Annotated in this window: 25 protein-coding genes and 4 tRNA genes; 7 read left to right on the top strand and 22 right to left on the bottom strand. The window is 63.0% G+C overall.

The annotated features are described in order from the left end of the window. Positions 1-192: 192 nt before the first annotated feature. From rplL to ACP92_RS00410, 22 genes are all read right to left on the bottom strand, one after another. Positions 193-573: a 50S ribosomal protein L7/L12 gene (gene rplL / locus ACP92_RS00515; protein WP_008334117.1), complete on the bottom strand. Its 381-nt coding sequence runs from the start codon at positions 571-573 to the stop codon at positions 193-195. Positions 574-669: 96 nt separating this feature from the next. Further along, a complete protein-coding gene (gene rplJ / locus ACP92_RS00510; protein WP_041309939.1) occupies positions 670-1,167 on the bottom strand; it encodes a 50S ribosomal protein L10 in 498 nt (165 codons plus the stop codon). A 335-nt stretch (positions 1,168-1,502) separates the two neighbouring features. After that, positions 1,503-2,198, bottom strand: a complete 696-nt coding sequence (rplA, locus tag ACP92_RS00505; RefSeq protein WP_006465497.1) for a 50S ribosomal protein L1 — start codon at positions 2,196-2,198, stop codon at positions 1,503-1,505. Continuing rightward, on the bottom strand, positions 2,198-2,629 hold the full coding sequence (rplK, locus tag ACP92_RS00500) for a 50S ribosomal protein L11 (protein ID WP_013232178.1): 432 nt from the start codon (positions 2,627-2,629) through the stop codon (positions 2,198-2,200). The genes rplA and rplK overlap by 1 nt, the downstream gene beginning before the upstream one ends. A 160-nt stretch (positions 2,630-2,789) precedes the next feature. After that, a complete protein-coding gene (gene nusG, locus ACP92_RS00495) occupies positions 2,790-3,380 on the bottom strand; it encodes a transcription termination/antitermination protein NusG (RefSeq protein ID WP_013232177.1) in 591 nt (196 codons plus the stop codon). Between the two features lies 1 nt (position 3,381). Further along, a complete protein-coding gene (secE, locus tag ACP92_RS00490) occupies positions 3,382-3,762 on the bottom strand; it encodes a preprotein translocase subunit SecE (RefSeq protein ID WP_013232176.1) in 381 nt (126 codons plus the stop codon). A gap of 31 nt (positions 3,763-3,793) precedes the next feature. Continuing rightward, positions 3,794-3,869 (bottom strand) — tRNA-Trp (locus tag ACP92_RS00485). Between the two features lie 73 nt (positions 3,870-3,942). Then, positions 3,943-5,133, bottom strand: coding sequence for an elongation factor Tu (tuf, locus tag ACP92_RS00480; protein WP_008334097.1), 1,191 nt, complete (start codon positions 5,131-5,133; stop codon positions 3,943-3,945). An 80-nt stretch (positions 5,134-5,213) separates the two neighbouring features. After that, a tRNA-Thr gene (locus tag ACP92_RS00475) sits at positions 5,214-5,288 on the bottom strand. Positions 5,289-5,334: 46 nt separating this feature from the next. Further along, positions 5,335-5,408: transfer RNA gene (locus tag ACP92_RS00470), tRNA-Gly, on the bottom strand. 79 nt (positions 5,409-5,487) lie between these two features. Next, positions 5,488-5,573: transfer RNA gene (locus ACP92_RS00465), tRNA-Tyr, on the bottom strand. A gap of 128 nt (positions 5,574-5,701) precedes the next feature. Continuing rightward, complete coding sequence (locus tag ACP92_RS00460) at positions 5,702-6,964, bottom strand: AmpG family muropeptide MFS transporter (protein ID WP_048348474.1); 1,263 nt, start codon at positions 6,962-6,964, stop codon at positions 5,702-5,704. A gap of 101 nt (positions 6,965-7,065) precedes the next feature. Beyond that, the gene (metW, locus tag ACP92_RS00455; RefSeq protein ID WP_013232174.1) at positions 7,066-7,668 is read right to left on the bottom strand and encodes a methionine biosynthesis protein MetW; all 603 of its coding nucleotides are present in this window, start codon (positions 7,666-7,668) and stop codon (positions 7,066-7,068) included. After that, a complete protein-coding gene (gene metX, locus ACP92_RS00450; protein ID WP_013232173.1) occupies positions 7,665-8,804 on the bottom strand; it encodes a homoserine O-succinyltransferase MetX in 1,140 nt (379 codons plus the stop codon). The genes metW and metX overlap by 4 nt, the downstream gene beginning before the upstream one ends. Positions 8,805-9,115: 311 nt before the next feature. After that, complete coding sequence (gene ptsP, locus ACP92_RS00445) at positions 9,116-10,903, bottom strand: phosphoenolpyruvate--protein phosphotransferase (protein ID WP_013232172.1); 1,788 nt, start codon at positions 10,901-10,903, stop codon at positions 9,116-9,118. Between the two features lie 254 nt (positions 10,904-11,157). Further along, the gene (locus tag ACP92_RS00440) at positions 11,158-11,427 is read right to left on the bottom strand and encodes an HPr family phosphocarrier protein (RefSeq protein WP_013232171.1); all 270 of its coding nucleotides are present in this window, start codon (positions 11,425-11,427) and stop codon (positions 11,158-11,160) included. Between the two features lie 53 nt (positions 11,428-11,480). Next, positions 11,481-11,891 carry a PTS sugar transporter subunit IIA gene (locus ACP92_RS00435; protein WP_231944410.1) on the bottom strand — a complete coding sequence of 137 codons (411 nt, stop codon included), beginning with the start codon at positions 11,889-11,891 and terminating at the stop codon, positions 11,481-11,483. Positions 11,892-11,983: 92 nt separating this feature from the next. Continuing rightward, positions 11,984-12,934, bottom strand: coding sequence for a glutathione synthase (gene gshB, locus ACP92_RS00430; protein ID WP_013232169.1), 951 nt, complete (start codon positions 12,932-12,934; stop codon positions 11,984-11,986). Positions 12,935-12,972: 38 nt separating this feature from the next. Next, positions 12,973-14,274 (bottom strand): glutamate--cysteine ligase, encoded by a 1,302-nt coding sequence (gene gshA / locus ACP92_RS00425; RefSeq protein ID WP_013232168.1) that lies wholly within the window; start codon positions 14,272-14,274, stop codon positions 12,973-12,975. A 347-nt stretch (positions 14,275-14,621) separates the two neighbouring features. Further along, on the bottom strand, positions 14,622-16,154 hold the full coding sequence (locus ACP92_RS00420; RefSeq protein WP_013232167.1) for an ammonium transporter: 1,533 nt from the start codon (positions 16,152-16,154) through the stop codon (positions 14,622-14,624). Positions 16,155-16,169: 15 nt separating this feature from the next. Beyond that, complete coding sequence (locus ACP92_RS00415; protein WP_006713297.1) at positions 16,170-16,508, bottom strand: P-II family nitrogen regulator; 339 nt, start codon at positions 16,506-16,508, stop codon at positions 16,170-16,172. A gap of 12 nt (positions 16,509-16,520) precedes the next feature. Then, complete coding sequence (locus ACP92_RS00410) at positions 16,521-17,309, bottom strand: TorF family putative porin (protein ID WP_013232166.1); 789 nt, start codon at positions 17,307-17,309, stop codon at positions 16,521-16,523. A gap of 427 nt (positions 17,310-17,736) precedes the next feature. Between ACP92_RS00410 and ACP92_RS00405 the strand changes: the two genes are divergently transcribed. The 7 genes from ACP92_RS00405 to ACP92_RS00375 all read left to right on the top strand — a co-directional run bounded on the left by ACP92_RS00405 (position 17,737) and on the right by ACP92_RS00375 (position 25,627). Beyond that, on the top strand, positions 17,737-17,982 hold the full coding sequence (locus ACP92_RS00405; RefSeq protein ID WP_006713294.1) for an accessory factor UbiK family protein: 246 nt from the start codon (positions 17,737-17,739) through the stop codon (positions 17,980-17,982). A 73-nt stretch (positions 17,983-18,055) separates the two neighbouring features. Further along, positions 18,056-19,579, top strand: coding sequence for a YifB family Mg chelatase-like AAA ATPase (locus ACP92_RS00400; RefSeq protein ID WP_013232165.1), 1,524 nt, complete (start codon positions 18,056-18,058; stop codon positions 19,577-19,579). 173 nt (positions 19,580-19,752) lie between these two features. Next, positions 19,753-20,367 carry a CDP-alcohol phosphatidyltransferase family protein gene (locus ACP92_RS00395; protein ID WP_013232164.1) on the top strand — a complete coding sequence of 205 codons (615 nt, stop codon included), beginning with the start codon at positions 19,753-19,755 and terminating at the stop codon, positions 20,365-20,367. Then, positions 20,364-22,115 carry a bifunctional alpha/beta hydrolase/class I SAM-dependent methyltransferase gene (locus ACP92_RS00390; protein ID WP_013232163.1) on the top strand — a complete coding sequence of 584 codons (1,752 nt, stop codon included), beginning with the start codon at positions 20,364-20,366 and terminating at the stop codon, positions 22,113-22,115. Before ACP92_RS00395 ends, ACP92_RS00390 begins: the two co-directional genes overlap by 4 nt. After that, positions 22,112-24,028 carry a phosphatase PAP2/dual specificity phosphatase family protein gene (locus ACP92_RS00385; RefSeq protein WP_240727289.1) on the top strand — a complete coding sequence of 639 codons (1,917 nt, stop codon included), beginning with the start codon at positions 22,112-22,114 and terminating at the stop codon, positions 24,026-24,028. Before ACP92_RS00390 ends, ACP92_RS00385 begins: the two co-directional genes overlap by 4 nt. 19 nt (positions 24,029-24,047) lie before the next feature. Further along, positions 24,048-24,668, top strand: a complete 621-nt coding sequence (locus tag ACP92_RS00380) for a lysophospholipid acyltransferase family protein (protein ID WP_013232161.1) — start codon at positions 24,048-24,050, stop codon at positions 24,666-24,668. Positions 24,669-24,685: 17 nt separating this feature from the next. Next, complete coding sequence (locus tag ACP92_RS00375; RefSeq protein WP_013232160.1) at positions 24,686-25,627, top strand: phosphatidate cytidylyltransferase; 942 nt, start codon at positions 24,686-24,688, stop codon at positions 25,625-25,627. Positions 25,628-25,651: the final 24 nt, after the last annotated feature.

Raw genomic sequence — 25,651 nt, 5'->3', positions numbered from 1 at the left:
CACTCAAATCTTCAAATGTCTACCCTAGTTTTTTGCTGAGATCGCGCTTAATATTCCCGACAACGAATACTGCGGCGCGTCAACGTCACCAGCAAAAATAAGAAACGACAAAGGAGCCAAAGCCGAATCCCTTTTTCAAGGGATTCTGCACTTTGACTCCGGAGTAATGACTCGCCTTGGTAGGCAAGAGAATTACTTCAGTTCGGCCTTGGCGCCAGCTTCTTCCAGCTTCTTCTTGGCAGCTTCAGCGTCAGCCTTGGCGATGCCTTCCTTGACCGGCTTCGGTGCACCGTCAACCAGATCCTTGGCTTCCTTCAGACCCAGGCCGGTGATTTCACGGACGGCCTTGATGACGCCGACCTTGTTGGCGCCGACTTCAGCCAGCACAACGGTGAATTCGGTCTGTTCTTCAGCAGCGGCAGCACCACCACCAGCAGCGCCACCGGCGGCCGGAGCGGCCATCGCGGCAGCGGAAACACCAAACTTCTCTTCGAATGCCTTGACCAGGTCATTCAGTTCCATCACGGACAGCGCGCCAACGGCTTCCAGGATGTCTTCTTTGCTAATTGCCATTTGAAACTCCTAAATTTATTTCGGTAATAACATCAGATTGGTAGTGACGCGAAAGCGTCGAAACTGCAGAGCGAGGCCGCTTCAAGCGGCCCTGCCTCATGCGGCTTCGGCTTCCTTCTTGGCTGCCAGGGCAGCCAGAGCGCGCGCAAAGCCCGACACCGGAGCCTGCATCATGCCCAGAACCTGGGCCAGCAGAACTTCGCGAGACGGGATGTTTGCCAGCGAAGCCACAGCAGCCTTGTCCAGCTGCTTGCCTTCGTAGTTACCTGCCTTCACAACCAGCTTGTCGTTGGTCTTGGCAAAGTCGGACACGACTTTGGCAGCGGCCACGGCATCTTCCGAGATCGAGTAGATCAGCGGACCGGTCAGTTGCGGGGCGAGGTCGGCAAACTTCGTGCCTTCGATGGCGCGACGAGCCAGCGTGTTTTTCAACACGCGCAGGTACACGCCTTGGGCACGCGCTTGTGCGCGCAGTTGCGTCAAGGAACCAACCTGGATGCCACGGTATTCGGCCACGACGATCGTTTGCGCAGATGCAACCTTTGCGGAAACTTCGGCGACGACGGCCTTCTTGTCATTCAGATTGAGACTCAAGATCAACCTCCAAAAATAGTACTCGGCCACTACACAGGCCATTGCCTGCTTGCCTTGCACCGGTTCGAACACGGCGTCCGACGTTTAGGAGTTCACTGCAGCATAGGGCAAAACTGAATATGCTGCCTGAGACTACGAAACTTGCTCGGGTTCACCATCTGCGTTGGGTCCACCGCACTTGCGTACAGCGTTTTTAACTTCGACCGGCTTGTTGCTGCCGGCTTCCGCCCAACGGTCTTTGAAGGCCTGCCGCAATCCATCGCTGATTGCAATGCACTGCGACAGCCCAAAGAGATGCCCCGCTTCCTCACGGAAACGGGGACTGTATTGCTTGCTTAGGCGGCCAGGGAAGCCTGGTCCACGCGAACGCCAGCGCCCATGGTGGACGACAGAGCGATCTTGCGCAGGTACACACCCTTGCTGCTGGCCGGCTTGGCCTTGTTCAGGGCATCGATCAGGGCCAGCAGGTTGGCCTTCAGATCGGCGTCGGAGAACGACTTGCGGCCGATGGTGGCGTGGATGATACCGGACTTGTCGGTACGGTATTGCACTTGACCAGCCTTGGCGTTCTTGACGGCAGTAGCCACGTCCGGGGTCACGGTGCCAACCTTCGGGTTAGGCATCAGGCCACGGGGGCCCAGGATCTGACCCAGGGTACCGACGATACGCATGGTGTCGGGCGAAGCGATGACGATGTCGAACGGCATGTCGCCGGCCTTCACGCGCTCTGCCAGATCTTCCATGCCGACCACGTCAGCGCCGGCTGCCTTGGCAGCTTCAGCCTTGTCGCCGGAGGCGAACACGGCCACGCGAACGGTCTTGCCGGTACCGGCAGGCAGCACCACCGAACCACGGACCACTTGGTCCGACTTCTTCGCGTCCACGCCCAGCTGGACGGACACGTCGATCGATTCGTTGAACTTGGCGGTTGCGAATTCCTTGATCAGGGAAACGGCATTGTCGAACGGATAGGCCTTGGTACGATCGACCTTTTCCTTCATTGCCTTGACGCGCTTGGATACCTTAGCCATTACAGACCCTCCACCGTGATGCCCATCGAACGTGCGGAACCAGCGATGGTACGCACGGCAGCTTCCAGATCAGCAGCGGTCAGGTCCGGCTTCTTCTGGGTTGCGATCTCTTCCGCTTGCTTGCGGGTGATCTTGCCGACCTTGTCGGTATGCGGCTTGGAGGAACCCTTCTGGATACCAGCAGCCTTCTTGATCAGGATGGTCGCCGGCGGGGTCTTCATCACGAAGGTGAAGGACTTGTCCGCGAAGGCGGTGATCACGACCGGAATCGGCAGACCGGGTTCGACACCTTGAGTCTGGGCGTTGAAGGCCTTGCAGAACTCCATGATGTTCAGACCGCGCTGACCCAGGGCCGGGCCGATCGGGGGGGACGGGTTCGCTTTACCAGCTGGCACTTGCAGCTTGATAAAACCAATAATCTTCTTTGCCATGACGGCTCCTTATTGATTGAGTTGTAGCGCCGTGTCATTCGCCTTGCGGCTCCTTACTGCGGCTCCTCGGATAGCTGGATGGGTGGACGATGACTTGTCCGGTACGCTCCAGCGGGCGTTGAAAACTTGACAGGGAAAGGCGGGATTCCGGAGGGCGGGATCAGACTTTTTCCAGTTGGCCGAATTCGAGTTCGACCGGGGTGGCGCGACCGAAGATGGTGACCGAGACGCGCACGCGCGATTTCTCGTAGTTCACTTCCTCGACGTTGCCGTTGAAGTCGGTGAACGGGCCTTCCTTGATGCGGACCATTTCGCCCACTTCGTAGAGCACCTTCGGGCGGGGCTTCTCGACGCCTTCCTGCATCTGGCGCAGCAGCGAATCGACTTCGTGCGGCGGCAGCGGGGTCGGGCGGTTCGACTTGCCACCGATGAAACCGGTCACTTTGGCGGTATTCTTCACCAGGTGCCAGGTCTCATCCGTCATTTCCATCTCGACCAGGACGTAGCCCGGGAAGAAACGACGTTCGGTCACGGACTTGTGACCATTCTTCATATCAACGACTTCTTCAGTCGGCACCAGGATCTGGCCGAACTGTTCTTGCATGCCGGCGCGGTTGATGCGCTCGGTCAGCGCGCGCTGCACGCTCTTTTCCATGCCGGAATACGCATGCACCACGTACCAGCGCTTTTTTCCTGCGCCTGAAACGCTTTGCGCACCAATCGGTGCGCTGTCTTGCGTGCTATCGCTCATGTTATTTCCAGCCCAAAATTACGTCGTACAACAGGAACTCGAGCAGCTTGTCCGTACCCCACAGGAAGATCGCCATGATCAGCACGAAGGCGAAGACCACCGCAGTGATCTGCATGGCTTCCTTGCGGGTGGGCCAGACGACTTTCTTGGTTTCGCGCACGGACTCCTTGGCGAAACCGACGAAGCCGCGGCCTTGTGCAGAGGTCCAGGCAAACGCCACAGCCACCAGCAGACCGGCGACCAGGGCGACAGCGCGCACCGGAGTCGACTGATCAGACAACACAAAAAAACCGACCACGCCTGCAACCACAGCCACGATCGCCAGGGCGATCTTGATCTTGTCGTTGGAGGTGTTGACGGTTTGAACTGGCTGGCTAGACATATTTACTTTCAGTACCCTGCACCAGATTCGGTGGCAGGGGCGGAGGGCATCGAACCCCCAACCTTCGGTTTTGGAGACCGACGCTCTGCCAATTGAGCTACGCCCCTACAAAAACTCGCGATTGAGACACGAATGCCGCGATACATTACGCACCGCGGCAAAGTGTTTTACAGCTTGATCTTAGTCGAAGATCTTGGCAACCACGCCGGCGCCGACGGTACGACCGCCTTCACGGATAGCGAAGCGCAGACCTTCTTCCATAGCGATCGGGTTGATCAGTTGCACGGTGATCGACACGTTGTCGCCCGGCATGACCATTTCCTTGTCCTTCGGCAGTTCGATCGCACCGGTCACGTCGGTGGTACGGAAGTAGAACTGCGGACGGTAGTTGTTGAAGAACGGGGTGTGACGGCCGCCTTCATCCTTCGACAGAACATAGATCTCGCCGGTGAAGTGCTTGTGCGGCTTGATCGAACCCGGCTTGGCCAGAACCTGGCCACGCTGCACGTCTTCACGCTTGGTGCCGCGCAGCAGCACGCCAACGTTGTCGCCAGCTTGACCTTGGTCCAGCAGCTTGCGGAACATTTCCACGCCGGTGCAGGTGGTCTTCTGGGTGTCAGCGATACCGACGATTTCGATTTCTTCGCCGACCTTGATGATGCCGCGCTCAACGCGACCGGTCACCACGGTGCCACGGCCGGAGATCGAGAACACGTCTTCCACCGGCATCAGGAAGGTACCGTCAACGGCACGTTCCGGGGTCGGGATGTAGGTGTCCAGTGCTTCGGCCAGGGCCATGATGGCTTGCTCGCCCAGGGGACCGGTGTCGCCTTCCAGCGCCAGCTTGGCCGAACCCTTCACGATGGGCAGGTCGTCGCCAGGGAACTCGTACTTCGACAGCAGTTCACGGACTTCCATTTCCACCAGTTCCAGCAGTTCAGCGTCGTCCACCATGTCAGCCTTGTTCAGGAAGACGATGATGTAAGGCACGCCAACCTGGCGGGACAGCAGGATGTGTTCACGGGTCTGGGGCATCGGGCCGTCAGCGGCCGAGCACACCAGGATCGCGCCGTCCATCTGCGCTGCGCCGGTGATCATGTTCTTCACATAGTCGGCGTGGCCTGGGCAGTCAACGTGTGCGTAGTGACGGTTTGCGGTTTCGTATTCGACGTGCGCGGTGTTGATGGTGATGCCGCGGGCCTTTTCTTCAGGCGCTGCGTCGATCTGGTCGTAGGCCTTCGCTTCGCCGCCGAACTTCTTCGACAGAACGGTTGCGATTGCAGCGGTCAGGGTGGTCTTGCCGTGGTCAACGTGACCGATGGTGCCGACGTTCACGTGCGGCTTGGTCCGTTCAAACTTGCCTTTTGCCATCTTAGACTCCTAGATTTGATGAGAATGTCCAGGCAACACGCCCGACTGATTACTGACTTGTCAGCGATACGACGAGAAACTGGTGCCCTTGACGTGGATTGAACACGTGGCCTCTCCCTTACCAAGGGAGTGCTCTACCACTGAGCTACAAGGGCATTTTTCCGACTGCACAACAACCAAACATGCAACCGGACCAAAACTTGGAGCGGGTGAAGGGAATCGAACCCTCGTCTTAAGCTTGGAAGGCTTCAGCTCTACCATTGAGCTACACCCGCGAGGAAACAACCTTCACTTCACAACCGCCGCGTCTTTCGATCGCGTATGTACTGCAGACTGCTTTGACTCCCGGCCTAATGGTGGAGAGGGCTGGATTCGAACCAGCGTACTCGTAAGAGGGCAGATTTACAGTCTGCTGCCATTAACCACTCGGCCACCTCTCCGTGCAGGGAACTCAAAACTATAGAGGAACATCTCTAGACTGTCAACCAATTTTTCGCTTCGAGGCAAAATATTTTACTGACTGCCGGATATTGCTCAGAGGAACGACCCGCGACGTTTTTTCGAATCTTCAGGCTTTTTGTGTCTGCGACTCAACCGGCTTTTCATTCCAGGGCGCAATTCTAGGCAACATCAGCATTCCAGGCAAGGCCAGAACGAAACAAATCAGAAAAAAATTTAGCCAGCCGGTATCGGCGACGATATATCCCACCGAAGAATTCACAAAAGTACGAGGCACGGCCATCAAACTGGTGAACAGGGCAAACTGGGTGGCGGTATAGCGCGGATCGGTCTCGCGCATGATGTAAGCCACGAAGGCCGTCGTTCCCAGTCCCACGCCAAAGGCTTCCAGCCCGATCACCACCGCCAGCACCGGCAGGTTGGCGCCGACATGGGCCAGCCAGGCAAACCCGAGGATGGGCACCGCCTGCAGCACCCCGAACACCCACAAGCCGCGATTGATCCCCAGCCGCACCATCCAGATGCCGCCGATGATGCCGCCGGCCACGCTGGCCCACAGGCTGGTGGTCTTGGAGACCACGCCGATCTCGGTCATGGAGAAGCCCAGGTCGATGTAGAACTTGGTGGCCAGGGCGGTGGCCATGCTGTCTCCCAGCTTGTAGAGGAAGATGAAGCCCAGCACCCACAGCGCATTGCCCCAGCCGCCACGGGCGATGAATTCCCGGAAGGGCAGCACCACCGCTTCGGTCAGGCTCTTGGGGGGCGTACCGTAGACCTTGGGCTCCTTGACCAGCAGCGAGCACAGCAGTCCCGGCAGCATGAAGGCGGCGGTGATCCAGAACACGGTCGGCCACGGCATCTGGTCGGCCAGCACCAGCGACAAGGCGCCCGGCACCATGCCGGAGAGCTTGTAGGCATTGACGTGGATGGCGCTGCCCAGGCCCAGCTCGGCTTCGGGCAGGATTTCGCGCCGGTAGGCGTCGATGGCGATATCCTGGCTGGCCGAGAGGAAGGCCACCACCGAGGCCATGAAGGCAATCGTGCTCACATCGGTGAGCGGATCGAGCATGCCCATGCCGCCGATGGAAAGGAACAGCAGCAACTGGGTGAACACCATCCATCCGCGCCGCCGCCCCATACCGCCGAAGTGGAAGCGATCCATCAGGGGCGACCAGACGAACTTCCAGGTGTAGGGGAACATCACCAGCGCAAACAGCCCCAGCGTCTTCACGTTCAGGCCCGATTTGGCCAGCCACGCCTGCAACAGGCTCAGCAGGATGAACAAGGGGAGACCGGAAGTGAAGCCGAGGAAGACGCAGATGAGCATGCGCCGGTTCAGGTATTGATGCCAGGAAGCGGCAGGTGCGGTCATGGGCAGGCCGAATCGAAAACAGAGAGAGAAATGAAAAACGCCGGCGGCCAGCGATGAGACGCGGCCCGACCGGCGTAGACAGAGGCAAAGGCAGTGGCGCCCTACTTCTTGCGCAACCTGAACACGGCCAGGCTCCCGCGCCAGTTGGGCAGGTAGCGCACCGGCTTGCCGTCCTTCAAGGCCACGCATTCCAGCACTTCCAGCCCCAGCTCGTTGGCCAGCGCCTCGAAGTCCCTGATCGTGGCGCAGCGCAGGTTGGGCGTATCATACCACTGGTACGGCAGGCTCCTGGACACGGGCATACGCCCCCGCAGCAGCGCCACGCGGTGCGGCCAGTAGGCGAAGTTGGGGAAGGACACCGTCACCTCGCGCCCGACCCGGGCGATCTCGCGCAGCGTTCCTTCGACATCCTTGACCATCTGCAGCGCCGACAGGCACAGCACGGTATCGAAGGCATTGTCCTCGAACATGGCCAGCCCGCCATTCAAGTCCTGCTGGATCACCGACACATTGCGCGCCACGCACTTGGGGATCTGCGCATCGTCGATTTCCACACCATAGCCGGTGCAGCCCTTGTCGCTCTGCAGGTAATCCAGCATCACCCCATCGCCGCAACCCAGGTCCAGCACCTGCGACTTCTCGCGCACCCAGTGGGCGATGAAGGCCAGGTCAGGGCGCAGCGCGCTCAATTGTTCGAAAGTCATGCGCGGCCCTCCTGCTGCAGTTCAGTCCAGATGCTTCCATAGTATTCACGCACCACCTTCATGTAACGCGCATCGTCCAGCAGGAAAGCGTCGTGCCCGTGCGGGGCGTCGATCTCGGCATAGCTCACGCGGCGCTTGTTGGCCACCAGCGCCTGCACCATCTCGCGGCTGCGTTCGGGCGAGAAGCGCCAGTCGGTGGTGAAGGAGACCAGCAGGAACTTGGCCTTGGTGCAGGCCAAGGCCTTGGCCAGGTCACCGCCGAATTCGCGCGCCGGGTCGAAGTAGTCCAGTGCCTTGGTGATGAGCAGATAGGTATTGGCGTCGAAGTAGGTCGAGAACTTGTCGCCCTGGTAACGCAGATAGGATTCGATCTCGAAATCCACTCCGTAGCCGAACTGATATTGCCCGGAACGCAGGTCTCGACCGAATTTCTCGGCCATGTCGTCATCCGACAGATAGGTGATGTGCCCGACCATGCGCGCCACCCGCAAGCCATTCTTGGGCACCACGCCATGCGCATAGAAGTCGCCGCCGTGATACTGCGGATCGGTCAGGATGGCCTGCCGCGCCACGTCGTTGAAGGCGATGTTCTGCGCCGACAGCTTGGGCGTGGAAGCGATCACCAGACAATGGCGCAGGCGGTCCGGATACATCATGCTCCAGGCCAGCGCCTGCATGCCGCCCAGCGAGCCGCCCATGACGGCGGCGAAGCAGGTGATGCCCAGGCGGTCCGCCAGGCGGGCCTGGGCATTGACCCAGTCTTCCACCGTCACCACCGGGAAATCGGCGCCGTAGGGCTTGCCAGTGGCCGGATTGGCATGCATCGGCCCGGTCGAGCCGAAACAGGAGCCCAGGTTGTTGACACCGATGACGAAGAAGCGGTCGGTGTCCAGCGACTTGCCGGGGCCGACCATGTTGTCCCACCAGCCCACATTGTCGGGATCGTCGGCATAGACGCCGGCGACGTGATGCGAAGCATTGAGTGCATGGCAGACCAGCACGGCATTGGATTTGTCGGCATTCAAGGTGCCGTAGGTTTCATAGGTCAGCGAATAGTCCGCCAGCGCAGAGCCGCCCTGCAGCGGCAAGGGCTCGGCGAAATGCATGACCTGGGGCGATACGATTCCGATCGACATGATAGTCCTGCGTAAGTGACTCGGGGCCGCGTACAGCGGTGGCCTGGCCGCAAACCGGCTGGGAGCTTCAATGCCGCAGGCAAGAAAAAAGCCCGGAAGCAGTGCTTGCGGGCTCACTCATCGATGGGGCTGGGGCAGTCTTGGGAGGAACAGCTGATCCAAGCTCGCTTTAGCCGCATTTAGATGGGATCAGTATCCCGGCGCCCGCAAGCTGAAGTTGGTCAAACCGTTCAAATCGGCGCAGTGGCGTAAGAATACCCAACTCGGGCAGACCCGTCAAACCACCTTGCCGCCCTCGCCGGCGCCCACCCTCAGCGGCGCCGCGCCACCTTGGCCTCGGTCACCACGGGCTCGGCCTGCAGTGCCTGCAATTGCGTCATGGCCGCAGTGATGGCGGCGGGCTCGGTGGCGCGCAGCACCTTCTTCACCTGCGGCTCCAGCAGACGCAGGTCGCTGTTGAGGATCTCGTTCTTCACCGACAGGATCTGCGAAGGATGCATGGAGAACTCCAGCAGGCCCATGCCCAGCAGCAGACGCGTCCACTTCAGGTCGCCGGCCATTTCGCCGCAGACCGAGACCGGAATGCCGGCCTTGCGCCCCTGCGAGATGACCGTCGAGAGCAGGAACAGCACAGCCGGATGCAAGGGATCGTAGAGATGGGCCACCTCGTGATCGACGCGGTCGATGGCCAGGGTGTACTGGATGAGGTCGTTGGTACCGATGGAGAGGAAGTCGAGCCGCTTGACGAACAGCGGCAGCGCCAGCGCGGCAGCCGGGATCTCGATCATCGCACCTACCGGAATCTCTTCATCGAACTTCTGCTTGCGCTCGCGCAGTTGCTGCTTGGCCTGGTCGATCATGGCCAGCGTCTGGTCGATTTCGAAGGCATGCGCCATCATCGGCACCAGCAGCTTGATCGGACCGAAGGCCGAGGCCCGCAGGATGGCGCGCAACTGCGTGAGGAACATCTGCGGCTCGGACAGGCAGTAGCGGATCGCGCGCAAGCCCAGGGCCGGGTTCAGGGCGGTTTCTTCATCCTCGTCCAGCGGCTTGTCGGCGCCCACATCCAGCGTGCGGATGGTCACCGACCGTCCCTTCATGGCAATGACCGCCTGCTTGTAGTGCTCGAACTGCTCATCTTCGGAAGGAAATTTTTCCAGATGGCCAGCGCGGCCCATGAAAAGAAACTCCGACCGGAACAGGCCGATGCCCATCGCGCCCGCTTCGAAGGCGGTAACCGCGTCGCCCGGCAATTCGATGTTGGCCAGCAGCGTGATGGGTTCGCCATCCTGGGTGATGGCGGGCGTCTTCTTCAGGCGCGAGAGCTTCTTGCGCTCGCGCAGCAGACGCTCCTGGCGGGCGCGATACTGCGCCAGCACCAGCGGCGAGGGATCGACGATGACCACGCCGGCATCGCCGTCAATGATCAGCACATCGTCGTGCTTGACCAGCACCGAGGCGTTATGCATGCCCACGGCAGCCGGAATGGCCAGGCTGCGGGCGACGATGGCGGTGTGGGAGTTGGGGCCGCCCAGGTCGGTGACGAAGCCGGCGAAGGTGCTCTCGCGGAACTGCAGCATGTCGGCCGGCGAGATGTCGTGGGCGACGATGATGATGTTGGCGGCGGCTTCGCCGCTGGGGGGAAGGTGGGTGGCGCTGCCGGTGAGCACCTTGAGGATGCGTTCGCCGACCTGCTGGATGTCGGCCTTGCGCTCGCGCAGATACGGGTCTTCGATCTCGTCGAACTGCGCCGACAACTCCTCAATCTGCGTCACCAGCGCCCATTCCGCGTTGTAGTAACGGTGGCGGATGATGTCTTGCGGCACCTCGGCCAGCATCGGGTCCGACAGGATCAGCGAATGGACGTCGATGAAGGCGCCCAGCTCGGGCGGGGCCTCCCTGGGCAATTCGGAACGGATCGTATGCAGTTCCTGATGCACCGCCTTGACGGCGCTCTTGAGGCGCTCGATCTCGGCCTCGACCTGGTCGGCGGCGATCAGGTAGTGTTTGACGTCCAGTGCAGCCGGCGCCATCAAGTGGGCGCGGCCGATGGCGATGCCTTGCGACACCGCGATTCCATGTAAGCTGAAAGAAGCCATCGCGTGATCTCCTGCCTGTGTTCTTATGTTCCGCCGTGTTTCCCGGTCGCGGTAGCTGCGAGCAAGTTACCGAACAAATGGCAGTTTGGCAATCGCAATGACGCGCGGGGAAGCAGGACGGACAAGACAGGCAGCCTGGGTGAACATAGTTTCGTGCCGCGCACCTGCTGCGCAGCCATCACCGCTTGGCAAGAAGCATTCCAGCCGCGCCGCCATGTTGCGGCGCAATACCGCATTGCGGTCAGGAGACGGGCTTACTGGCCTTCGCCGAACTTGTCGGCAATCAGCGCTTCGAGCGCGCTGAAGCATTCCTGCTCGTCGGCGCCGTTGGTTTCCAGGGTGACGATGCTGCCCTTGCCGGCGGCCAGCATCATCACGCCCATGATGGACTTGGCGTTGACGCGGCGCTTGTTGAAGGTCATCCAGACTTCGCTCTTGAATTTGCCGGCCAGTTGCGTGAGCTTGGCGGAGGCGCGCGCATGCAGGCCGAGCTTGTTGACGATCTCGAGTTCTTTTTGAATCATTTTTCAGCTTTCGTTTTTATCTTGTCAGGCGCGGACGTAATGACAACGCCTCATCAGGCCGAGGCCGCCACGCGGATGCGATTGTCGATCCGCACTGCACCATTCTGGCCCCCTGCCAGCGCCATTTCAACCACCACATCCAGCGTATCGTTGCGATAGGTCAGCGCCCTCAGCAACATGGGCAGGCTGATGCCGGCGATCACCTGGACATTGCCCAGGCCGCACAGGAAGCCCGTACAGTTGGAGGGGGTGCCGCCCATCACATCGGTGATGACCAGCACGCCGCTGCCGTCATCGAGGCGACCGACCGCCTCGATGGCCAGCTTTTGCACCTCGGCCGGGTTCTGGTCGGCGATCACGTCGATGGCCTCGATCTGCTCCGGTTTGCCCCGGAACACGTGGGTGGCCGCCGCCAGAAAAGCTTGCCCCAGCGGGGCGTGCGTCAAGAGAAGAATACCAACCATGGAATTGTTGCCATCTGATGCGACGCGCTTTTCCCCGAGCAGCCCGTCATGCTCTGTCGAACCCATTGTACCTATTGCTCCTGGTGCACCCATCAACCGATCGATCCCACCTCTGCCTCCAGCGCGTCCACGAACATCGCGGCCACATCAAAGCCGGTCTGCTGGGTGATTTCCTGGAAGCAGGTCGGGCTGGTCACGTTGATCTCGGTGAGATAGTCGCCGATGGCGTCCAATCCTACCAGCAACAGGCCGCGCTCATGCAACACCGGCCCCAGTGCTTCACCGATCTCGATATCGCGGGCCGAGGCCGGCTGGGCACGGCCCAGGCCGCCGGCCGCCAGGTTGCCGCGCACTTCATTGCCCTGCGGAATGCGTGCCAGCACATTGGGCACCACCTTGCCGCCGATGAGCAGGATACGCTTGTCGCCCGCGCTGATCTGAGGAATGAAACGCTGCGCCATGATCGTGCGTTGACCGTTGTCGGTCAGGGTCTCGATGATGGAACCCAGGTTCATGCCATCGGCCTTGACGCGGAAGATGCCCATGCCGCCCATGCCGTCGAGGGGCTTGAGGATCACGTCCTGGTGCTCGGCGTGGAAGGCGCGCAGGCGCTTGGCGTCGCGCGTGACCAGGGTCGGCGCGGTGTATTGCGGGAACTGGGCGATGGCCAGCTTCTCGTTGTGGCTGCGGATCGCCGCCGGCTTGTTGAACACCCGCGCCCCCTGCTTCTCGGCCAGCTCCAGCAGGTAGGTCGTGTAGATGTACTCCATGTCGAAGGGCGGGTCCTTGCGCACGATGACCGCATCGAATTCGGACAGGAAAGAAGAGACCGGCTTGTCGGTCCGATACCAGTCATCGGCATCGCCCGTGAGCGTGAGCTTGCAGGCGTTGGCCGTCACCAGCCCGCTTTCCAGCACCAGGTCGGCCTGTTCGAAGGCGTAGAGGACGTGGCCACGGCGCGCGGCTTCGCGCATCATGGCGAAGGTGGAATCCTTGTACGTCTTGAACGTATCCAGTGGATCGGCGAGGAAAGCGATTTTCATGAGGCTAGGGTCCTGTTGAGCCTGGCGAAGGCCCGATATTAATAAACTTCCGGGTTGGGATCGGTCTTTTCCATTTCCACCGAGGCCGCCAGCAGCGCCAATCGCGCCACCACGCCATACATGTAGAAACGGTTGGGCGCCGCCGTGCCCGGCTTGGCATGCATGTCCGGCAGGGCGTGCTGCTGGGCGAAGGCCAGCGGCACGAAATGCGCGCCGGGTGCGTTGAGGTTCTCGTTGACGTCACGGTCGGCGTGGACGCGATAGAAGCCGCCCACCACATAGCGGTCGATCATGTAGACCACCGGCTCGGCCACGGCCTGGTTGATGCGCTCGAAGGAATGCACGCCTTCCTGCACGATCACCTCCGACACCTCCAGCCCTTCCTTGCCGGCCGCCAGCATGCCGGTGCGCTGCTTGCGGTTCAGGTCCTTGATCTCGCTGGCGTCCTTGACCGTCATGATGCCCATGCCATAGGTGCCGGCGTTGGCCTTGACGAAGACGAAGGGCTGCTCCTTGATACCGTATTCCTTGTACTTCTTGCGGATCTTGGACAACAGCGAAGAAACGCTGTCGGCCAGCGCATCGGTGCCGGTGCTTTCCTGGAAGTCGATGTCGCTGACCTTGGCAAAGAGCGGATTGAGCATCCAGGGATCGACCTCGACCATCTTGGCAAACTTCTTGACCACCTCATCATAGGCGGCGAAATGGTTGCTCTTGCGGCGCATCGCCCAGCCGGCGTGCAACGGCGGCAGCACGCTCTGCTCATGCAAGCCTTCCAGCACCGACGGGATGCCGATGGACAGGTCATTGTTGAGCAGCACCGTACAGGGATCGAAGTTCTTCAGTCCCAGGCGGCGGCCGTTGGCCGAGCGCTCCAGCGGCTCCAGGGTGATGGTGGTGCCATCGGGCAGTTCGATCGGCTTGGGCTTGTTCACGCCCGGCGCCAGGCTGCCCAGGCGCACGTTCAGCCCGGTCTGGCGGAAGATCTGCATCAGCCGGGCGATGTTCTGCAGGTAGAAGGTGTTGCCGGTGTGGTTTTCCGGGATCAGCAGCAGGTTGCGGGCATCGGGACAGTATTTCTCGATGGCGGCCATGGCCGCCTGCACCGCCAGCGGCAGCATCTCGGGAGAAAGGTTGTTGAAGCCGCCCGGGAACAGGTTGGTGTCGACCGGCGCCAGCTTGAAGCCGGCGTTGCGCAGGTCGACCGAGCAATAGAAGGGCGGCGTGTGCTCCTGCCATTCCATGCGGAACCAGCGTTCGATGGCCGGCGTGGCGCCCAGGATTTTCTTCTCCAGCTCCAGCAGAGGACCATTCAGAGCGGTGACGAGATGCGGGACCATAAGAGACCTTAACGATATGTAAATGCCGGCAGCGAGGATCGATTTTAGCGGATTCCTGACATCGTGTTGCGACGCGACACAAGCCACTGTTGCCATTCCGGCAAAGGCCGGCCCTGGCGATGCCCGCTGCGAAAGCGTCGCTGGGAGTGTTCAGATGGCGATGATGGAGGGATTTTAAAGAGTCCGACTCAAATAGTCGGGAATTATCCGGGGCGACGCGCGAATGCCACAGAAAAAAGCAGCTTGCATCCAGGCAATGAAAAAAGGCGCCCGAAGGCGCCTTTGAAAGAGGCCGTCGCCGGCCCCGAAGGAATACTGCAGACTCAGTCGATCAGTACGGCAGAGGCTTAGTGGTAAGCCGATTCGCCGTGGCTGGAGATATCCAGGCCTTCGCGTTCTTCTTCCTCGGTCACACGCAGGCCGATGACGACGTCAACGATCTTGTAGGCGATGAAGGAGACCACACCCGACAGGACCACGGTGGTCAGCACGCCCTGGAACTGGATCCAGACCTGGCCGCCGATGGAGTAGTCAGGCGCAACAGCGTTGGCCACGTAGTCGTAGATGCCGGTGCCGCCCAGGCTGGGGGCTGCGAACACGCCGGTCAGGATGGCGCCCAGGATGCCGCCCACGCCGTGCACGCCGAACACGTCCAGCGCATCGTCGGAACCCAGGATCTTCTTCAGGCCGCTCACGCCCCACAGGCACAGCAGGCCAGCGATCAGGCCCATGACCACGGCGCCGATGACGCCCACGAAACCAGCCGCCGGGGTGATCGCCACCAGACCAGCCACCGCGCCGGAAGCGGCGCCCAGCATCGAGGGCTTGCCCTTGCCGATCCATTCGCCGAAGCTCCAGGACAGCACAGCAGCCGCCGTTGCCAGGATGGTGTTGACGAAGGCCAGGGCAGCAGTGCCGTTGGCTTCCAGACCCGAGCCGGCGTTGAAGCCGAACCAGCCGAACCACAGCAGCGAGGCGCCGACCATGGTCAGGGTCAGGCTATGCGGCTTGAAGGCTTCCTTGCCGAAACCGATACGCTTGCCGATCACATAGGAACCGACCAGGCCGGCGATAGCGGCGTTGATGTGCACCACCGTGCCGCCTGCGTAGTCCAGCGCGCCCTTCTGGAACAGCCAGCCCGAGATGGCGGTGGCCTTTTCACCAGCGGCAGCGTCGGTGAAGGCGTCCGGACCCGGCCAGAACCAGACCATGTGGGCCATCGGCAGGTAGGAGAAGGTGAACCACAGGATGGAGAACAGGATCACGGCCGAGAACTTCACGCGTTCGGCGAAGGCGCCAATGATCAGCGCCACAGTGATGGCCGCGAACGCACCCTGGAAGGCGACGAAGACCAGCTCCGGAATGACCACGCCCTTGCTGAAGGTGCCGGTGTTGGAGTCACCCGTCAGACCGTGCAGGAACAGGCGATCGAAGCCACCGAAGAAGGCATTGCCCTCGGTGAACGCGATGCTGTAGCCGTAGACGAACCACAGGATGTAGATCAGCGAGAAGATCATGAAGCACTGCATCAGCACCGACAGCATGTTCTTGCTGCGCACCAGGCCGCCGTAGAACAGGCCCAGGCCCGGCAAGGTCATGAGGATGACGAAGGCGGTGCAGACCAGCATCCAGGCGGTATCGCCCTTGTTGGGGACCGGTGCGGGAGCGGCGGCAGCGGCAGCCGGTGCGGCCGGGGCAGCGGCCGCAGGAGCGGCAGCTTCCGCCTTGGGTGCAGCGGGAGCAGCAGCCGGGGCCGCTGCGGCAGCCGCTGCAGCTTCAGGCTTGGGCGCATCCTGCGCCTGGGCCGGAGCAGTAAAACTGACTGCAAACAGCAGCGCGCCAATGGCGAGCGCGCCGGAAAACATTTTCTTCATGCTCATTAGAGTTCCCCTTTTTTACAGAGCGTCTTTGCCGGTCTCGCCGGTGCGGATACGGATCACGTCCAGCAGGTCCTGGACGAAGATCTTGCCGTCGCCGATCTTGCCGGTGCGGGCAGCGGTCTCGATGGCTTCGAGCGCGCGTTCGACGATGGCGTCGTCCACCGCCGCCTCGATCTTGGTCTTGGGCAGGAAATCGACCACGTATTCCGCGCCGCGGTACAGCTCGGTATGGCCCTTCTGACGACCGAAGCCCTTGACTTCAGTCACGGTGATGCCTTGCACCCCGATCGCGGAGAGGGCTTCACGCACCTCGTCCAGCTTGAACGGTTTGATGATCGCTGTGATCAGTTTCATACGAACCTCTTGTTAGAAAGTTTTGCTGAGGGAGAAAACGAAGCCGTTCTTGCCGACGTTCTTCAGGCCATCCGAAGCCGGCGTGGTGGTCACGCCATCCTTGAGGTCGGTGCCGACATAGGCCAGGCCCAGGGTGATGCCGGCCAGATCGTCGAAGGTCTTGGACACGCCGATCTTCCAGTCGGTGTAGCTGAACTGGTTGGGGTTGCCGCGCACGTTCTGGTGACCCACGTGCAGGCCCAGGATGACGCCGTAGTAGGTCTCGATGTTGGCGCCCAGGTCGAAGTACTGGCTGTACTTGCTGTTGGCTGCGCCGAACAGGTTGGTCAGCGATTGCGAATACTTGAAGTAGCCCGGACCGTAGCCGACCTGGCCGTACAGTTCGAAGGTGTTGGCGTTCTTGGCGCCGCTGTCGGCCAGGGTGTTGCCCGGGTAGTAGTAGTACAGGCCGCCGACGTCATAGGTGAAGCCGCCGCCGATGTCGCCGCGCTTGCCGCCATAGATGTCCCACTCGATGTCGCCCTTGGTGTTGACCGGCGGGCTGGCCACGGCGCCAGCGTCCTTGATCCACTTGATGTTGGTCAGCCAGGTGCCGGCGTACAGGCCGGTGGGGTTGTGGGTGTAGTCAGCACCGACTTGCAGGGCCGGGTCGAAGCGGGTCTGGGTCAGGCCGCGGTAGCGGTAGTCGCTCACGACAGCGGCGTTGAAGCTGAACTCATTATCTGGTTTGGCGTCTTCTGCACGGGCCACGGTAGAAACGAAGGATGCGGCGATGGCTGTTGCAAGAATCAGTTTCTTCATGACTTTCCCTCTGGTTTGTGTTTGAACAATAAAAGTCGTTTTTTGTGTTTGCTCAAACCCTGTAGCAGGAGCCGTGCCATGTTCTTTCGGCAAGGCAGGCTTGTGTTTTTAGGTGAAACCGGAGATTGGTCACGTTTTTTTTCTAACTTCAGTTCAAAATAGTGCAGACCAAGGGAAAATGCACGTGATTGGTGCGATATTGCTTGTTTTTTGTTAACCCTGCTTCCATTCCGGCAATCACATTTTGGTGCGCGGCCAGCAGGGGCGTTCCGGATCACCAAGACGGCGCATTTCCTGAAGGAAAAAACTTCACAGGCCGCACTTGGCGGTAAAAATGCGGTCTCATCCAGGCAAGGCGGTTTGAGGATGGGCAGGAAACCGCTAAACTTGCATTCCAGCTACAGCTTATCTGCCAAGGAGATCCGACATGGACAAGCCCCCGTTTTTTGAAGACCTGCAATCCAAGATCAACAAGGCAATCGAAAACTCCCCGGCCAAGGACATCGAAAAGAACGTCAAGGCCATGCTCAGCCAGGGCTTTGCCAAGCTCGACCTGGTCACGCGCGAGGAATTCGACATCCAGGCTCAGGTGCTGGCCAAGACCCGCGCCCGCCTGGAAGCCCTGGAGGCCCGTGTGGCCGAGCTGGAAGCCCAGCAAAAACAGACTCCATGATCCTGGCGCACCTACTTTCACTTCGATCACACTCTCTTCTCTATATAGGTAACAGGCAGCCAGGCCCATCGCGATGAGCCTGGCGGTCCTGCGCAGCCGCGCCCTGGCCGGCATGAACGCCCCACCGGTCACGGTGGAGGTGCATCTGGCCAATGGCCTGCCCTCCTTCGCCATCGTCGGCCTGCCCGAGGCCGAGGTGAAGGAAGCCCGTGACCGCGTCCGGGCGGCATTGCAGAACGCCCGCTTTGAATTCCCGGCGCGGCGCATCACCGTCAACCTCGCGCCTGCCGACCTCCCCAAGGAATCCGGCCGCTTCGACCTGGCCATCGCCCTGGGCATCCTGGCCGCCTCCCAGCAGATCCCCGGCGACCGGCTGGACGACTACGAATACGCCGGCGAGCTATCCCTCTCCGGCCAGTTGTTGCCCATCCGCGGCGCCCTGGCGATGACCTGCGCCATGCAGCACGGCGCCAGCGCCGACGAACGGCGGCGCGCCTTCATCCTGCCCGCCGCCAATGCCGACGAGGCCGCGCTGGTGACGCAAGCCGAGATCGTCCCGGCCCGTTCGCTGCTGGAGGTCTGCGCCCACTTCACCAGCCGCGACGAGAGCACCCGGTTGGCGCGCCACCGGCCGCAACAGGACGCCCTCGCACCGGTGTATCCCGATTTCAGCGAGATCAAGGGGCAATTGCTGGCGCGCCGCGCCATGGAAGTGGCGGCGGCGGGACGGCACAGCATGCTGCTGGTGGGGCCGCCCGGAGCGGGCAAGTCAATGCTGGCCACGCGCTTTCCGGGCATCCTGCCGCCGATGACCGAGGCGGAAGCGCTGGAATCGGCGGCGGTGCGCTCCCTCACCGGCGGCTTCGACCCCGCGCGCTGGCGACAACGCCCCTTCCGCGCGCCCCACCACACCGCCTCGGCGGTCGCACTGGTGGGCGGTGGCAGCCCGCCCCGGCCCGGCGAGATCTCGCTGGCCCATCATGGGGTGCTGTTCCTCGATGAAATCGCCGAATACCGGCGCAGCGTGCTGGAGGTGCTGCGCCAGCCCATGGAATCCGGACAGATCACCATCTCGCGGGCGGCCCGCCAGGCGGATTTCCCGGCGCGCTTCCAGCTGCTGGCGGCGATGAATCCCTGCCCCTGCGGCTACCATGGCCAAGCCAGCGGGCAGTGCCGTTGTTCACCCGAGATGGTGCGGCGCTATCAGCAGCGCCTGTCAGGGCCCCTGCTGGACCGCATCGACATGCAATTGCAGGTCGCCGCCCTGAGCCCCGGCGAACTGGCCGTCCAGGCCAGCGGCGAATCCACCGCCCGCATCGCCGCCCGCGTGGCCGTGGCCTTCGAGCGCCAGATCAGCCGCCAGGGCAAACCCAACAGCGCCCTTGCCGGCGCGGAAATCGACCGTCATTGCCAGCCCGGCCCCGATGCTGCGCAACTGCTGCAGACCGCCATGCTCAGGCTGGGCTGGTCGGCGCGCGCCTATCACCGCGTGCTCAAGCTGGCGCGCACCATGGCCGACCTGGCCGCCGCCGAACAGATCGACCGGCAGCACGTGGCCGAAGCCATCCAGTACCGCCGCGGTCTATCCATGGAGTAACAATGTGCAGGTTATTTCATGTTACCTTGACCCCAAACGGGAACAGAAGAGCTGCTGACGTGGACAAAGGCAGAGCGCCCGCGCACAACAAGAACCAAACCAAAACCTATAACAACGGACGACTGCATGCCTTTCCCACACCCTCACTCCCTTTGCCTTGCGATAGGTGCTGCATGATCAGCATCTATCAACTCAAACCGCGCTTCCAGGCGCTGCTGCGGCCCATGGTGGCCGCCCTGGCCGGCGCGGGCGTGACCGCCAATGCCGTCACCGTGCTGACCATGCTGGTCTCGCTGGGGCTGGGCGCGCTGTTGTGGCTGGAAGGGGCGTCGCGGCCGGCGCTGTTCCTGCTGCTGCCGCTGTGGATGTTCCTGCGCATGGCCTTCAATGCCGTGGATGGCATGCTGGCGCGCGAATTCGGCCAGCAATCGGCGCTGGGGGCCTACCTCAATGAACTGACCGATGTCTTCTCCGACGCTGCGCTGTACCTGCCCTTTGCCCTGGTGGCTCCGTTCGGCTGGGGCAGCGTGGGCGCGCTGATCTTCCTGTCGGCCGTCTCCGAGATGACCGGCGCGCTCGGCCCGATGGTAGGCGCGCCGCGCCAGTACGACGGCCCCATGGGCAAGAGTGACCGCGCCTTCCTGTTCGGCGCGCTGGGCCTCTGGCTGGGCCTGGCCGGTGCGCTGCCGGACTGGATCTTCTGGGCGCTGCCGCTGGCGGCAGTGGCCATCCTCCTCAATATCGTCAACCGTATCCGCAGCGGCCTGGCCGCGCTCCCTCGCCCATGAACCGACCTGTCCAGGAACACCAGTTCACCACCCACGACGACCAGACCCTGTTCTATCGCCGCTGGCCCGCCACCGCCACCGAGCGGCGCGGCGCCGTCGTGATGTTCCATCGCGGCCACGAGCATGGGGGCCGCATGGCCCATCTGGTCGATGAACTCGATCTGCCCGACTTCGATTTCTACGCCTGGGATGCGCGCGGCCACGGCCGCTCACCGGGGCCACGCGGGTATTCGCCCAGCTTTGCCGATTCCGTGCGCGACGTGCAGACCTTCATCGGCCACCTGCGCCAGCAATGGCAACTGGCCGAGGAAGACCTGGCGGTGCTGGCGCAAAGCGTGGGCGCGGTGCTGGTGTCGACCTGGGCGCATGACTACGCGCCGCGCGTACGCTGCCTGGTGCTGGCCTCGCCGGCCTTCAAGGTCAAGCTCTACGTCCCCTTCGCCCGACCCGGCCTGGCCCTGCAACAGAAGCTGCGCGGCAATTTCTTCGTCAACAGCTACGTCAAGGCCAAGTACCTCACCCACGATCCGGCGCGCCAGGCGTCCTACGACAGCGACCCGCTGATCAGCCGGCCGATCTCGGTGAACATCCTGCTGGCGCTGTATGAGGCGGCCGAGCGGGTGGTGGCCGATGCCCAGGCCATCACCATCCCGACCCAGTTGCTCATTTCCGGCGCGGACTGGGTGGTGCATCACGGTCCCCAGCACGACTTCTTCGACCGCCTGGGAACGACGACCAAGGAAAAGCACGTGCTGCCCGGCTTCTACCATGACACCTTCGGCGAAAAAGACCGCCAGATCGCCACCGACCTCGCTCGCGAATTCATCCTGCGCCAGTTCGCCCAGCCCTGGTCGCGCCCGGACCTGCGCCAGGCGCACCGCCACGGCCCTACCTTCGATGAAGCCCAGGCGCTGGCCGCACCGCTGCCGGCCTTGAGCCCCAAGGGCTTGTACTGGGCCGGCTATCGCGCCAACCTCAAGCTGGGCGGCCTGCTCTCGGCGGGGGTGGCGCTGGGACACCGTACCGGCTTCGACTCGGGCAGCACGCTGGACTATGTCTACCGCAATCGTCCCGAAGGCGCAGGGCCGCTGGGGCGCGCCATCGATCGCCAATATCTCGACGCCATCGGCTGGAAGGGGATCCGCCAGCGCAAGCTGCATATCGAGCAATTGCTGCGCCTGGCGCTGGCGCGCCTGCAAGCCGAAGGCCAGCCGCTGCGGGTGCTCGACATCGCGGCCGGCCACGGCCGCTACGTGCTCGAAGCCCTGGAGAGCGGCCCCCGGCCCGAGTCCATCCTGCTGCGCGACTACAGCGAGCTCAACGTGCGCCAGGGCAGCGCCCTGATCGCCGAAAAGGGGCTGGGCGAGATCGCCCGCTTCGTCCAGGGCGACGCCTTCGACCGCGCCAGCCTGGCGGCTGTGACGCCGCGCCCGACGGTGGGCATCGTCTCGGGCCTGTATGAACTCTTCCCCGACAACGACGCCGTGGCCACCTCGCTGGCCGGCATGGCCGATGCGATTGCGCCGGGCGGCTACCTGATCTACACCGGCCAGCCCTGGCATCCGCAGCTGGAAATGATCGCCCGCGCCCTCACCAGCCATCGCGGCGGCCAGGCCTGGGTCATGCGCCGCCGCACCCAGGCCGAGATGGACCAGCTGGTGGCCGAGGCCGGCTTCGAGAAGATCGAACAGCGCATCGACCAGTGGGGCATCTTCACGGTCTCGCTGGCCCGGCGCAAGGTCTCATGAGCCAGGCCGAGCACCTGTCGGCGACCGTCGCACCGGCCGCACCAGCCGCACCCTCCACGCCGCTGCCCTGGAAGCGGGGCGTGGCCTGGCTCCTGCTGCTGGGGCCACTGTTCTTCCTCAGCTATGGCTTTGCCAACCATGCCGCAGCCGCGCGCGCCAGCGTGCCCAGCTTCTTCTATGGCTGGGAGCGCCACATCCCCTTCCTGCCCTGGACCATCCTGCCCTACTGGTCCATCGACCTGCTCTACGGTTTTTCCTTCCTGTGCTGCCGCACGGCCCGCGAGACCGATCGTCACGCGCTGCGGCTGCTGACCACGCAGGTGATCGCGGTGGCCTGCTTTTTGGCGTTCCCGCTGCGCTTTGCCTTCGAGCGCCCGGCCACCGACGGTCTCTTCGGCGCGCTCTTCGCCTCACTGACGGCCTTCGACCTGCCGTACAACCAGGCCCCTTCTCTGCATATCGCGCTGCTGGTGCTAATCTGGGTCCAGTTCGCCCGGTTGCGCGCAAGCTGGCCCTGGCGCTGGCTGATCCATGGCTGGGCGCTGCTGATCGGCCTGTCGGTGCTGACCACCTGGCAACATCACTTCATCGACATTCCCACCGGCGCCATGCTGGGCCTGTTCTGCCTGTGGCTGTGGCCGGACGAAGGCCGCACGCCGCTGCAACGCGACGGCCAAGGCAGCTCGCGCCGCACGCGCCTGGCGCTGGCCTATGGCCTGGGCGCGGCAGTGGCGCTGGGACTGGCCTACGGTGTACGCCCGCTGGCCGCGCTGCTGGGCTGGTCGGCCCTGGCGCTGGCCATCGTGGCGTGGAACTATGCCTATGCCGGCACCGCCGGTTTCCAGAAGCGCGACGGCCGTCGCTCGCTGGCCGCCGCCTGGCTGCTGGCGCCGCATGCATTGGGTGCCTGGATCAATGCCCGCTTGTGGACGCGCCGCCATCCGCAACCCGACGCCATCACGGATGACGTCTGGCTGGGCCCGCTGCCGGGCAAGGCCGGGATGAGCGCGGGCCGCTTTGCCGCCCTGTGCGACCTCAGCGCTGAATTGCCCGCCCCGCGCGGCCACTGGCGCTACGCCAGCCATCCCTGGCTGGACCTGGTCGCCCCCGAGGCCGATCAATTGCTGGCCGCTGCGCGCAGCATCGAATCCCTGCGCGGCCATGGACCGGTGCTGGTGGCCTGCGCCCTGGGCTATTCGCGCAGCGCCGGGGCGGTGGCCGCCTGGCTGTGCCTGAGCCGACGCTGCCCCGACATGGCTGGCGCCCTGGCCCTGCTGGCTGAGCGCCGGCCCGCCGTGGTCATCAACGATGCGCTGCGCGAACGCCTGCTGGAGGTGGAGCAACGCCTGCTCAAGGAGAATCCCATGCCCGAGCTGCGCCAGGGCCCCGGTGGCGATGCTGCCAATGACGCCGCCGGTCACGATATCCCCCATGAAGACCCACAAGCCGCACGGAAAGCCGCCTACCAGGCTGCCCATCAGGCTGAGATCACCGCCGCGCTGCTGGGTCTGAGCCGTCCCCTGGACGCCACCAGCCGGATGCTCACCATCGCCGCCCTGGTGGTGCTGATCCTGCTGGCTGTGCAGCCAGAAGCGCCATCGCTCTGGATACCACTGACGCTATCCATCGTGTTCGGCATCGCCGAATACGTCTTTGCCCTGCGCTGCGCCTTCGATGCTCCGCTTTTCGCCTCCTGGGCGCGCCGCTGGGAGCAGGGCATCCTGCCGCCGGACGATCTGGCCGCCTTTGACGTGGCTATCAGAGAGAGCGGCCTGGGCCACCAACCCACGCCTACCCGCCCCCTGGCTGACCGTACCGCAGGGGCGCGCCGGCTGTTGAGGTACCAATGCCGCTGCCTGGCAGGACAGATCGGCGGCTGGCTGGGTGCATTGGGCGTGCTGTTTATCTTCTGATCCTGGATTGCCGACTTCTATGCTGATCGACCGTCTCTTCGCTTCCGCCATCTGCACGTTCGCCCGTGTCCTCACCGGCGTGCGCGCCCGCTGGTTTGCCGCACCGGATCCGGACAAGCTGCGCGTGTACTACCCCAACCACCGCAGCCACGGCGATTTCGTGCTGGTCTGGAGCATGCTGCCACGGGCCATGCGCAAGCGCACCCGGCCGGTGGCCGGCGCCGACTACTGGCTCAAGGGCGCGCTGCGTCGCTATGTCATCAACCGGGTGTTCCGGGGCGTGCTGGTGGACCGCCAGGCCGGGCGCAGCGCCGACCCCATCGGCGTGATGGGCCAGGTGCTGGCGGGGGGAGAGTCGCTGATCCTCTTTCCCGAAGGCACCCGCAACCTAGACGATGGCCTGCTGCCGTTCAAGAGCGGCCTGTATCACCTGGCCTGCGCCCATCCCGAGGTGGAGCTGGTGCCGGTGTGGATAGAAAACCTGGGCCGCGCCATGCCCAAGGGCCATCTGGTGCCGCTGCCCCTGCTGTGTACCTTGAGCTTCGGCGAACCCCTGATGCTGCAAGCCGGCGAAAGCAAGGAGCAATTCCTGGCGCGCACCCGCCAGGCGCTGCTCGAGCTGGCGCCCATCGCCGAATGAACCCGCACGGATCGACCATGACTGCCCAAGATACCCTCATCGCCCTCTTTGCCGGCGTGTTCGCCGTCCTCGCGCTGGCCAGCTCGGTCGGCGGCCTGCTGCGCTGGCGTCTGGCCGGACGCAACAGCAGCGTCGTCGACAACCTCAATGCCCGCATCAAGGCCTGGTGGTGGATGATAGGCGCGCTGGCGCTGGCGTTCTGGATGGGCAAGACCGGCGTGGTGGTGCTGTTCGCCTTCATTTCGCTGCAGGCGCTGCGCGAGTTCATCTCGGTGACCTATACCCGCGTGGGCGACCATCGCGCGCTGCTCTGGTGCTTCTTCGTCTTCCTGCCGCTGCAATATGTGCTCATCGGGATGGACTGGTATGGCCTCTTCTCCATCCTCATCCCGGTCTATGCCTTCCTGTTGCTGCCGATCTCGGCCTCGCTATCGGCCGATACCAAGCACTTCCTGGAGCGCGCGGCCAAGGTGCAATGGGGCTTGATGATCTGCGTGTACTGCATCTCGCATGTGCCGGCCCTGCTGACCCTGGCCATCCCCGGCTTCGAGGGGCGCAACCTGCAATTGATCGTGTTCCTGGTGCTCACGGTGCAGTCCAGCGACGTGTTCCAGTATGTCTGGGGCAAGCTGTTCGGCAAGCGCAAGCTGGCGCCGCAGATCTCCCCGTCCAAGACGCTGGAGGGGCTGGTGGGGGGCGTGCTGACCTCTACCGCGGTAGGCGCGGCGCTCTACTGGATCACTCCCTTCAATGTCTGGCAGGCGGCGCTGGTGGCGTTGACCATCAACATCCTGGGATTCTTCGGGGGATTCGTGCTGTCCGCGATCAAGCGTGATCGCGGGCTCAAGGACTGGGGCGCGATGATCGAAGGCCACGGCGGCATGCTGGACCGGGTCGACTCGATCAGCTTTTCCGCGCCCATCTTCTTCCACATCCTGCGCTATTGGTGGGTCCCCTGAGCCCGGCCCGGCGGGCCAGGCTCA

Source organism: Herbaspirillum seropedicae (genome assembly GCF_001040945.1).
Taxonomy (GTDB): Bacteria; Pseudomonadota; Gammaproteobacteria; order Burkholderiales; family Burkholderiaceae_D; genus Herbaspirillum; species Herbaspirillum seropedicae.
Note: the sequence above shows the minus strand (reverse complement) of the source record. Positions and strands in the feature narration are given on the sequence as shown.